Source organism: Streptomyces bambusae, assembly GCF_019400985.1.
In the GTDB taxonomy this organism is placed as follows: Bacteria; Actinomycetota; Actinomycetes; order Streptomycetales; family Streptomycetaceae; genus Streptomyces; species Streptomyces bambusae_A.
On record NZ_WTFF01000446.1, the window covers coordinates 1 to 4678 of the forward strand.

Genomic DNA, 4678 nt, shown 5'->3' on the forward strand with positions numbered 1-4678 from the left:
TTCCGCCCGCGCTGTGGGGGCCTGGGGTAGTTGAAAAAGAGACAGGGGTGAGCCGGAACTGGGAGCCGCCGCCCGGCTCGCCCCACGCCTGGAGCCAGCCGCCGTGCAGCCGCGCGTCCTCCACCGCGATCGACAGGCCCAGGCCCGTGCCGCCGGTGGTGCGGGCGCGGGCCGGATCAGCCCGCCAGAAGCGGTTGAAGACCCGGGTCGCCTCGCCCGGCTTGAGGCCCACGCCGTAGTCGCGTACGGCGACGGCCACCGCGCCGCCCGCCGAGGCCAGCCGCACCACGACGTCGCGGCCCTCGCCGTGCTCGACGGCGTTGACGACCAGGTTGCGCAGCACCCGCTCCACGCGGCGGGCGTCGGCCTCCGCGACGACCGGCTGGCTGTCGCCGAGCACCCGGATCCGGGTGCCCTTGCGCTCGGCCAGCGGCTCGGCGCCGTCGATGACCCGGCGTACGACGTCCCGCAGGTCTATCGGCTCGGCCTCCAGCGCGGCGGCGCCCGCGTCGAACCGGCTGATCTCCAGCAGGTCCGCCAGCAGCGTCTCGAAGCGGTCCAGCTGCCCCGCGAGCAGCTCCGCCGAGCGCGCGGTGACCGGGTCGAAGTCGACCCGCGCGTCGTGGATGACGTCGGCGGCCATCCGGACGGTGGTCAGCGGGGTGCGCAGCTCGTGCGAGACGTCGGAGACGAAGCGCCGCTGCATCCGCGACAGGTCCTCCAGCTGCTGGATCTTGTTCTGGAGGTTCTGCGCCATCTTGTTGAAGGCCTCGCCCAGACGCGCGATGTCGTCCTCGCCGGTGACCTTCATCCGCTCCTGGAGCTTGCCGGCCGACAGCCGCTCCGCGATCCCGGCGGCCATCCGCACCGGCGTGACGATCTGGCGTACGACGAGCCAGGCGATGGCGCTGAGCAGCACCACCACGAACAGGCCGGCGGTGGCGATGGTGCTCTTGACCAGGTTGAGGGACTCCTCCTCCTGGTCGAGCGGGAAGAGGTAGTACAGGTCGTACGGGCCGCCGTTGATGTCGGTCAGCCGCTTGCCGACCACCAGCGCGGGCTCGGGCGCCTTGCCGGACGTGGTGTAGCGGATCTTCGCGAAGGTCTGGAAGGTGCCGGCGGTGTGGTCCACGGACCGGCGCAGCGCCGGCGGGATGCTCGCCGCCGGGTCCACGTCGCCGGAGGCGCGCGCCCCGCGCACGCCGGAGCCCTTCTCGCCGGTGCCCGCGCCGAGCGCGACCACCTCGAACGCGGACTGGCCGCCGCTGGCCAGCTGCCACACGAGCGAGTTCATCCAGGTACTGGCGTCCCGGCCGATCTTGGAGTCGACGGCGGTGGCGTCGGCGCCGTCCGCCACGGAGGCGGTGTTGGCCTTCTCCTGCGCGACGGCGAACCCGCCCGCGGCCTGGCTCAGCGCCGCGTCCTCCTTGGCGTCGAGCAGGCCGTTGGCCACCTGGCCGATGACCACGAACCCGAGCAGCAGGACCACGCCCAGCGACATCAGCACGGTGGCCGCGACCACGCGCAGCTGGATGTTGCGCCGCCACAGCCGGATCACCGGCAGCAGCGGCCGCCGGGCCAGCCGTGCGCACAGGCGCAGGAGACGCCCGCCGGGCGCTCCTTCCTGGAGCAGCCGGCCGACCCGTGACGCTCCCCGGCGGGAGCCGGGCGAGGGCCTGCGGGAAGACATGATCAGCTGGGTCCCGCCTTGTACCCGACGCCGCGCACCGTCACGACGATCTCAGGGCGCTCGGGATCCTTCTCCACCTTGGAGCGCAGCCGCTGCACGTGCACGTTGACCAGGCGGGTGTCCGCCGCGTGCCGGTAGCCCCACACCTGCTCCAGCAGCACCTCGCGGGTGAAGACCTGCCAGGGCTTGCGGGCGAGCGCGACCAGCAGGTCGAACTCCAGCGGGGTCAGCGCGATCGACTGCCCGTCCCGCTTGACGGAGTGCCCGGCCACGTCGATGACCAGGTCACCGATGGCCAGCTGCTCCGGCGCGGGCTCCTCCGACCGCCGCAGCCGCGCCCGGATACGGGCGACCAGCTCCTTGGGCTTGAACGGCTTGACGATGTAGTCGTCGGCGCCGGACTCCAGGCCGACGACGACATCCACCGTGTCGCTCTTGGCCGTCAGCATCACGATCGGCACGCCGGACTCGGCGCGGATCAGCCGGCAGACCTCTATGCCGTCCCGTCCGGGCAGCATGAGATCCAGCAGCACCAGGTCCGGCTTGGCCTCGCGAAAGGCAGCCAGGGCCTTGTCGCCGTCCGCGACGAACGACGGCTCGAAACCTTCTCCACGCAGCACGATGCCGAGCATCTCGGCCAGCGCGGTGTCGTCGTCGACGACAAGGACGCGTCCCTTCATGGTTGACATCATCCCATTAGCCAATCGTGACCTGGCGGTGAGCTGTCCCACAGCGGCCGCGGCCGAAAGTGATCCCAAGCGTTCCGCCCGAGGTGATCCAGTCTGCCCGGGGACGGGTGACAATTGAAGGCGCGGGCAAGGACCGGAACAACCGGGGGGACGGCCGGTCCGCCGAAGGCACCCACGTGGCACGATGGCAGCCGACCAGCGCCCCCGCCCCCGCACGGCACGTGAAGGAGCCACGATGAACGACTCTCCGGGCTGGAGCTCGCCCGGCTCGTCCCCGTCGGACGGAGAGCGGCCCGGCGCGTCCGACCCCTCGGCCCCGCAGCAGCAGCCCCCGGCCGATTCCCGGTGGTCCGCGCAGCAGCCCCCGCCCGGCCAGTGGGGCAACCCCGGCCAGGGCGGCGCCCACGCCCCCGGCGCACCCCAGCAGCCCCAGCAGCCCCAGCAGCAGCAGCCGGGCGCGGGCTGGGGCTCGTACGGCGGCCAGTCCGGCTACGGCCAGTACGGCGGCGGCCCCGGCGGCTGGGGCTACCCCCCGGCGGCCAAGCCCGGTGTGATCCCGCTGCGCCCCCTGGGCCTGGGCGAGATCCTCGACGGCGCCGTCACCACCATGCGCACCCACTGGCGCTCGGTGCTCCCGATCACCCTGGTCGTCGCCGCGGTCGTCCAGCTGGTCAACGTCCTCGTGCAGAAGTACGCGGCGAACGCCCTGGAGAACGCCCCCGAGCCCGGGGCCGACCCCTCCGAGGTCTTCGAGGCCCTCGGCAGCAGCGCGGCCCTGAGCATCGCCTCCGGCTTCGTCCAGGCCATCGGCGCCCTCCTGGTCACCGCGCTGCTCACCATGGTCTTCAGCCGCGCGGTGCTGGGCCAGAAGTCCACCGTCGCCGGCGCCTGGCGCGACGCCCGCGGCCAGCTGCTCCGGCTGGCCGGGCTGACGCTGCTGCTCGCCGTCGGCGCGCTCCTGCTCATCGTGGTCCTGATCCTGCCGGGCATCCTGGCGCAGAGCCCCGGCCTGGCCGTCCTCGGCGCGTTCGGCGCGATCGCCCTCATCGTCTGGCTGTGGATCAAGTTCAGCCTGGCCTCCCCCGCGCTGATGCTGGAGCGGGCCAAGGTCTTCACCTCGCTGCAACGCTCCTCGAAGCTGGTCAAGGGCTCGTGGTGGCGCATCTTCGGCATCACCCTGCTGACCGCCCTCATCACCGGCCTGGTCTCCGGGATCATCGTCGCGCCGGCCATGTTCCTGGCCATCGCCGTGGACGGCGGCATGCAGAGCCTCGCCGAGGGCACCGTCGGCGGCTCCTGGACCTTCCTGATCATCACCGGCATCGCCTCGGTCCTCGCCCTGACCGTCACCATGCCGATCACGGCGGGCGTCACCGTCCTGCTCTACGTCGACCAGCGCATCCGGCGCGAGGCGCTCGACCTGGAGCTCGCCCGCGCCGCCGGCATCGAGAACTACGGCAGCACCCACGACACCACCTACGGCGGCGGCTACGGCCAGAGCCTGCCGCCGACCGGCCCCACCCCCGGGGTCTGATGCGGTGACGAGCACGGGGGGACTCATCACGCACACCACGGCACTGCTGCCGCTCGGTGAAAAACCGCCGGTGACCACACCGCGCGAACCCGCCCGAGAGGCGGCCGAACGCGAGCTGTCCAAGGCGGTGTACCACCAGAACGACCCGTCGCTCCTCGACCGCGCCATGCGCCGGCTCTGGGAGTGGATCGGCGACCTGCTGGACTCCGCCGCCGGGGCCTCACCCGGCGGCGGGTACGGCCTGGTGGTGATCATCCTGCTGGCCGCCGCGCTCGTCGCCCTGCTGTGGTGGCGCCTGGGCCGGCCCACCCGCTCCGCCGGCGCCGCCGGCGTCCTCTTCGACGACCGCGTCCGCAGCGCCGCCGACCACCGGGCCGCCGCCGACGCCCACGCCGCCGCCGGCCGCTGGAACGAGGCCGTCCAGGAGCGGATGCGCGCCGTCGTGCGCTCCCTGGAGGAACGCACCCTCCTGGACCCGCGCCCCGGCCGCACCGCCGACGAGGCCGCGGCCGAAGCGTCGGCGTCCCTGCCCGACCACACCGCCGGGCTGCGCGCGGCCGCCCGTACCTTCGACGACGTCACCTACGGCGGCCGCACCGCGGACGCCGCCACGTACGGCCGCCTGCGCGACCTCGACCTCACCCTGGAACGGGCCAAGCCCCTGCTCCCCACCGCCCCGGGACCCACCGCATGACCGGCCCGACCCCGCCCGAGCCCACCCGCCCGGCCACGCCCGCGCCCGCCACCGGCAGCGCACCCGCCACC

The 4678-nt window shown here is 73.5% G+C and carries 4 protein-coding genes; 2 read left to right on the forward strand and 2 right to left on the reverse strand.

The window, feature by feature from the left end; genetic code table 11:
• Together mtrB and mtrA are read right to left on the reverse strand one after the other, a co-directional pair.
• A partial coding sequence (mtrB, locus tag GPJ59_RS33635) for an MtrAB system histidine kinase MtrB (protein ID WP_219671720.1) occupies positions 1 to 1690 on the reverse strand: 1690 nt, incomplete at its 3' end.
• Between the two features lie 2 nt (positions 1691 to 1692).
• Positions 1693 to 2382, reverse strand: a complete 690-nt coding sequence (mtrA, locus tag GPJ59_RS33640; RefSeq protein WP_199922743.1) for a two-component system response regulator MtrA — start codon at positions 2380 to 2382, stop codon at positions 1693 to 1695.
• A 232-nt stretch (positions 2383 to 2614) separates the two neighbouring features.
• Here mtrA and GPJ59_RS33645 point away from each other — a divergent pair, with 232 nt between their 5' ends.
• Both GPJ59_RS33645 and GPJ59_RS33650 read left to right on the forward strand, forming a co-directional pair.
• Positions 2615 to 3913 (forward strand): hypothetical protein, encoded by a 1299-nt coding sequence (locus GPJ59_RS33645; protein WP_219671721.1) that lies wholly within the window; start codon positions 2615 to 2617, stop codon positions 3911 to 3913.
• Positions 3914 to 3917: 4 nt separating this feature from the next.
• The gene (locus GPJ59_RS33650; protein ID WP_219671723.1) at positions 3918 to 4607 is read left to right on the forward strand and encodes a DUF4129 domain-containing protein; all 690 of its coding nucleotides are present in this window, start codon (positions 3918 to 3920) and stop codon (positions 4605 to 4607) included.
• Positions 4608 to 4678: the final 71 nt, after the last annotated feature.

What these genes read in the sequence shown, in the direction of transcription:
- GPJ59_RS33645 (WP_219671721.1), top strand. Translation starts at nt 2,615, where the DNA reads ATGAACGACTCTCCGGGCTGGAGCTCGCCCGGCTCGTCCCCGTCGGAC.
- mtrA (WP_199922743.1), bottom strand. Translation starts at nt 2,382, where the DNA reads ATGATGTCAACCATGAAGGGACGCGTCCTTGTCGTCGACGACGACACC.